The sequence below is a fragment of the uncultured Amaricoccus sp. genome (assembly GCF_937858865.1).
In the GTDB taxonomy this organism is placed as follows: domain Bacteria; phylum Pseudomonadota; class Alphaproteobacteria; order Rhodobacterales; family Rhodobacteraceae; genus Amaricoccus.
This window is the reverse complement of the sequence record NZ_CALLYO010000637.1, coordinates 1-5466: the sequence shown is the minus strand read 5'-3', so window position 1 is coordinate 5466 and position 5466 is coordinate 1. Positions and strand designations below refer to the sequence as shown.

6 protein-coding genes are annotated in these 5466 nt (G+C 67.9%); all 6 read left to right on the top strand.

Annotation, left to right across the window (positions count from 1 at the left end; genetic code table 11):
- Positions 1-2018: NADH-quinone oxidoreductase subunit NuoG (gene nuoG, locus Q0112_RS19090; protein ID WP_297977678.1), on the top strand; the 2018-nt coding region annotated here is incomplete at its 5' end.
- A 6-nt stretch (positions 2019-2024) separates the two neighbouring features.
- A complete protein-coding gene (gene nuoH / locus Q0112_RS19085; RefSeq protein ID WP_297977677.1) occupies positions 2025-3056 on the top strand; it encodes an NADH-quinone oxidoreductase subunit NuoH in 1032 nt (343 codons plus the stop codon).
- A gap of 2 nt (positions 3057-3058) precedes the next feature.
- Positions 3059-3550 (top strand): NADH-quinone oxidoreductase subunit NuoI, encoded by a 492-nt coding sequence (nuoI, locus tag Q0112_RS19080; protein WP_297977676.1) that lies wholly within the window; start codon positions 3059-3061, stop codon positions 3548-3550.
- A gap of 11 nt (positions 3551-3561) precedes the next feature.
- Positions 3562-4176 carry an NADH-quinone oxidoreductase subunit J gene (locus Q0112_RS19075; protein WP_297977675.1) on the top strand — a complete coding sequence of 205 codons (615 nt, stop codon included), beginning with the start codon at positions 3562-3564 and terminating at the stop codon, positions 4174-4176.
- 7 nt (positions 4177-4183) lie between these two features.
- Positions 4184-4489: an NADH-quinone oxidoreductase subunit NuoK gene (gene nuoK, locus Q0112_RS19070; RefSeq protein WP_297977673.1), complete on the top strand. Its 306-nt coding sequence runs from the start codon at positions 4184-4186 to the stop codon at positions 4487-4489.
- Between the two features lie 7 nt (positions 4490-4496).
- Positions 4497-5466: NADH-quinone oxidoreductase subunit L (locus Q0112_RS19065; protein ID WP_297977672.1), on the top strand; the 970-nt coding region annotated here is incomplete at its 3' end.

The window sequence follows — 5466 nt, the reverse complement described above, 5'->3', positions numbered from 1 at the left end:
TGACCGACCTCAGGAAGCTCATCGTCGACGGGATCGAGGTCGAGGTCGATCCGCGGATGACCCTGCTCCAGGCTTGCGAGCAGGCCGGGGTGGAGATTCCGCGCTTCTGCTATCACGAGCGGCTCAGCATTGCCGGCAACTGCCGGATGTGCCTTGTGGAGGTGGTGGGCGGGCCGCCGAAGCCGGCGGCGTCCTGCGCGATGCAGGTGAAGGATCTCAGGCCGGGGCCGGAGGGGCAGCCGCCGCAGATCAAGACCACCTCGCCGATGGTGAAGAAGGCGCGCGAGGGGGTGATGGAGTTCCTGCTCATCAACCACCCGCTCGACTGCCCGATCTGCGACCAGGGCGGCGAGTGCGACCTGCAGGACCAGGCGATGGCTTACGGGGTCGACTTCTCGCGCTTCCGCGAGCCGAAGCGGTCGAAGGTCGACCCGGATCTCGGGCCGCTCGTCGGCACCTGCATGACGCGCTGCATCGTCTGCACCCGCTGCGTGCGCTTCATCACCGAGGTCGCCGGCGTGCCGGAGATGGGGCAGTTCAACCGCGGCGAGGACAGCGAGATCTACTCCTACCTCGGGGCGATGCTGACGAGCGAGCTGCAGGGCAACGTCATCGACCTCTGCCCGGTCGGGGCGCTGACCTCGAAGCCCTATGCCTTCACCGCCCGGCCCTGGGAGCTGACCAAGACCGAGTCGATCGACGTCATGGACGCGCTCGGCTCGAACGTGCGCGTCGACGTGAAGGGGCGCGAGGTGATGCGCTTCCTGCCGCGCAACAACGACGGGGTGAACGAGGAGTGGCTGGCGGACCGGTCGCGCTTCGTCTGGGACGGGCTGAGGCGGCAGCGGCTGGACCGGCCCTACGTGCGGGAGAACGGGCGCCTCCGGCCGGCGAGCTGGGGCGAGGCCTTCGCGGCGGTGGCCGCGGCGGTGAAGGGGAGGAAGGTCGCGGGGCTGGTCGGCGACCTGGTTCCGACCGAGGCGGCCTTCGCGCTCAAGACGCTGGTCGAGGGGCTCGGGGGCACGGTCGAGTGTCGCACCGACGGGGCGGCGCTGCCGCCGGGGAACCGTTCGGGCTACGTCGGGACGGCGCGGGTCGCCGACATCGACACGGCGCGGCGGATCCTGCTGGTGGGGACGAATCCGCGGCTCGAGGCGCCGGTCCTGAACGCGCGCATCCGCAAGGCCTGGCTGCGCGGGGCGCTGGTCGCCGCGGTGGGCGAGCCGGCCGACCTGACCTATCCGGTGACGCATCTCGGGGCGGGCACGCGGACGCTCTCCGATCTCGCCCGCGAAACGCCGAGCGAGGAGGAGCGGGCGACCCCGAGCCTCGTCATCGTCGGGCAGGGGGCGCTGCGCGGCGCGAACGGAGAGGCGGTGCTGGCCGAGGCGATGGCGCTCTGCGAGCTGACCGGCGCGAAGCTGCTGGTGCTGCATACCGCGGCGGCGCGGGTGGGGGCGATGGACCTCGGCTGCGTGAGCGAGGGCGGGCTTGGCGACGTGTTCGGCGCGGATGTGGTGCTGAACCTCGGGGCGGACGAGGTCGACGTGCCGGCCGGGCCGTTCGTGGTCTACCAGGGGAGCCACGGGGACCGGGGGGCGCACCGGGCGGACGTGATCCTGCCGGGGGCCGCCTGGACCGAGGAGGCCGGCATCTTCGTCAACACCGAGGGGCGGCCGCAGATGGCGAACCGCGCCGGCTTCCCGCCGGGCGAGGCGCGGGAGAACTGGGCGATCCTGCGCGCGCTCTCGGCGGTGCTCGGGCAGACGCTGCCCTTCGACTCGCTCGCCGGGCTGCGCCGGCAGATGTTCGCGGCGGTGCCGCATCTCGCGCGCATCGACGAGGTGCCGGAGAACGCATGGACGGCGCTTGCCCGCGGCGATATGAGCGGCGGCGAGATCGCGTCCGCGGGCGGCGAGCACTATCTCGCCAACCCGGTCATGCGGGCGAGCGAGGTGATGGCGGAGCTCGCGCGGCTGGCGCGGGAGCGCCGGGCCGAGGCGCTGGCGGCGGAGTAGGGGGCGATGGAGTTCTTCTCACACGGCTTCGGCCTCTTCCTGCTGATCCTCGCCCAGTGCCTGGCGGTGACGGTGGTGATCCTCGTCAGCCTCGCCTTCCTCATGTACGGCGACCGCAAGATCTGGGCGGCGGTGCAGATCCGGCGCGGGCCGAACGTGGTCGGGCCCTGGGGGCTGCTGCAGAGCTTCGCCGACTTCCTGAAGTACATCGTCAAGGAGATCGTCATCCCCGCCGGGGCGGACAAGACGGTCTTCATGCTGGCGCCGATGATCTCCTTCGTGCTGCCGGTGATCGTCTGGGCGGTGATCCCCTGGGCGCCGGGGTGGGTGATCTCCGACATGAACGTCGGGATCCTGTTCATCTTCGCCATCTCGTCGATGCACGTCTATGCGATTATCATGGGCGGCTGGGCGTCGAACTCGAAGTATCCGTTCCTGGGCGGGCTGCGCTCGGCGGCGCAGATGATCTCCTACGAGGTGTCGCTCGGGCTCATCATCATCGGGGTGCTGGTCTCGACCGGCTCGCTGAACCTCAGCCGCATCGTGGAGGCGCAGGCGGGGAGCTGGGGGCTCTTCTCCTGGTACTGGCTGCCGCACCTGCCCATGGTGGTGCTCTTCTTCGTCTCGGCGCTCGCCGAGACCAATCGGCCGCCCTTCGATCTGCCCGAGGCGGAGAGCGAGCTCGTCGCCGGCTATCAGGTGGAATATTCCTCGACGCCGTTCCTCCTCTTCATGATCGGCGAGCTGATGAGCGTCTTCTTCATGTGCGCGCTCATCTCGATCCTCTTCTTCGGCGGCTGGCTGTCGCCGATCCCCGGCATTCCGGACGGGGCGCTCTGGATGTTCGGCAAGATGCTCTTCTGGTTCTTCATGTTCTCGATGATGAAGGCGATCGTGCCGCGCTACCGCTACGACCAGCTGATGCGGATCGGCTGGAAGGTGTTCCTGCCGCTGTCGCTCGCCTGGGTGGCCTTCATCGGGCTCGCCGCGCAGTACGGCTGGCTCTGGGGCACCTATCAGCGCTGGATCGGAGGCTGAGCATGGGAATTCCGGTCAACCGCGCGGCCTGGTACTTCCTGCTGACCGACATCGTGCTCGGGTTCAGGGTCGGCATGAAGTACTTCTTCAAGCCGAAGGCGACGCTCAACTATCCGCACGAGAAGGGACACCTCAGCCCGCGGTTCCGCGGCGAGCATGCGCTGCGCCGCTATCCGAGCGGGGAGGAGCGGTGCATCGCCTGCAAGCTCTGCGAGGCGATCTGCCCGGCGCAGGCGATCACCATCGACGCGGAGCCGCGGGAGGACGGGAGCCGGCGGACGACGCGCTACGACATCGACATGACCAAGTGCATCTACTGCGGCTTCTGCCAGGAGGCCTGTCCGGTCGATGCGATCGTGGAGGGGCCGAACTTCGAGTTCGCGACCGAGACGCGGGAGGAGCTCTTCTACGACAAGGCGAAGCTGCTCGCGAACGGCGACCGCTGGGAGTCGGAGATCGCGCGCAACCTCGAGCTCGACGCGCCGTACCGCTGAAGGGGACCGAAATGGCCTTCGCCACCTTTGCCTTCTATCTCTTCGCGGTGATTGCCGTCGTCGCGGGCGCGATGGTGATCTTCGCCCGCAACCCGGTGCATTCGGTGCTGTGGCTGATCCTCGCCTTCTTCTCGGCCGCCGGGCTCTTCGTGCTGCTCGGGGCGGAGTTCGTGGCGATGATCATGCTCATCGTCTACGTGGGCGCGGTGGCGGTGCTCTTCCTCTTCGTGGTGATGATGCTCGACGTGAACTTCGCCGAGCTGCGCGAGGGGATGGCGCGGCTCCTGCCGATCGGGCTGCTGATCGGGGTGGTGCTGCTGGTGCAGCTCGGCTTCGTCTTCGGGGCGTGGGAGACGAGCGAGCAGGCGCTCTCGGCGCGGCAGGCGATCACCCCGGCGCCGGAGATCGTCGACAATACCACGGCGATCGGCAAGCTCCTCTATACCCGCTACATCTTCCTGTTCCAGACCGCGGGGCTGGTGCTGCTCGTGGCGATGATCGGGGCGATCGTGCTGACGCTCCGGAAGCGGCAGTACGTGAAGCGGCAGGACGTGCTGAAGCAGATGTACCGCGACCCGAAGGCCGCGGTGAACCTCGTCGACATCAAGCCGGGGCAGGGGGCATGATCGGCCAATGATCGGACTCGCGCATTACCTGACGGTCGCGGCGATCCTCTTCGTCACGGGCATCGTCGGCATCTTCATCAACCGCAAGAACGTCATCATCATCCTGATGTCGCTCGAGCTGATGCTGCTGGCGGTCAACATCAACTTCGTCGCCTTCTCGGCCTATCTCGGCGATCTGGTCGGGCAGATATTCGTCCTCTTCGTGCTGACGGTCGCCGCCGCCGAGGCGGCGATCGGGCTCGCCATCCTCGTCTGCTTCTTCCGCAACAGCGGGACGATCGCGGTCGAGGACATCAACGTGATGAAGGGCTGACGCCGCGATGGTCACGATCATCCTCTTCGCGCCGCTGATCGGCGCCGTCCTCTGCGGCTTCGGCTACAAGTGGCTCTCGGAGAAGGGCGGCATGGTCACGGCGACCACGCTGCTCTTCCTGGCGTGCCTCCTCTCCTGGATCGTCTTCTTCGGCTCCTACCCGGAGGCCGAGCGCCACGCCTTCTTCCGCTGGATCGCCTCGGGGACGCTGGCGGCCGAATGGGGCTACCGGCTCGACCGGATGACGGCGATCATGCTGGTGGTGGTGACGACCGTCAGCTCGCTCGTGCACCTCTACAGCTTCGGCTACATGGCGCACGACGACAACTTCCGCGAGGGCGAGAGCTACCGGCCGCGCTTCTTCGCCTATCTCTCCTTCTTCACCTTCGCCATGCTGGCGCTGGTGACGGCGGACAACCTGCTGCAGCTCTTCTTCGGCTGGGAGGGCGTCGGCGTCGCCTCCTACCTGCTGATCGGCTTCTACTACCGCAAGCAGAGCGCGGGCGAGGCGGCGATGAAGGCCTTCATCGTCAACCGGGTCGGCGACTTCGCCTTCCTGCTCGGCATCTTCACGCTCTACATGCTGGTCGATTCGATCGACCTCGACACCATCTTCGCCGCCGCCCCGACGCTGGCCGAGACGCAGATGACCTTCCTCTGGCGCGAGTGGAACGCGGCCGAGGTCGCGTCCCTCCTCCTCTTCGTCGGCGCCATGGGCAAGTCGGCGCAGCTCTTCCTGCACACCTGGCTTCCCGACGCGATGGAGGGCCCGACGCCGGTCTCGGCCCTCATCCATGCCGCGACCATGGTGACGGCGGGCGTCTTCCTCGTCTGCCGCATGTCCCCGGTGCTCGAATGGGCGCCCTACACGCTCACCTTCGTCACCTTCATCGGCGCCTCGACCGCCTTCTTCGCGGCGACGGTCGGCCTGGTGCAGAACGACATCAAGCGGGTCATCGCCTATTCGACCTGCTCGC

What these genes read in the sequence shown, in the direction of transcription:
- nuoK (WP_297977673.1), top strand. Translation starts at nt 4,184, where the DNA reads ATGATCGGACTCGCGCATTACCTGACGGTCGCGGCGATCCTCTTCGTC.
- Q0112_RS19075 (WP_297977675.1), top strand. Translation starts at nt 3,562, where the DNA reads ATGGCCTTCGCCACCTTTGCCTTCTATCTCTTCGCGGTGATTGCCGTC.
- nuoI (WP_297977676.1), top strand. Translation starts at nt 3,059, where the DNA reads ATGGGAATTCCGGTCAACCGCGCGGCCTGGTACTTCCTGCTGACCGAC.
- nuoH (WP_297977677.1), top strand. Translation starts at nt 2,025, where the DNA reads ATGGAGTTCTTCTCACACGGCTTCGGCCTCTTCCTGCTGATCCTCGCC.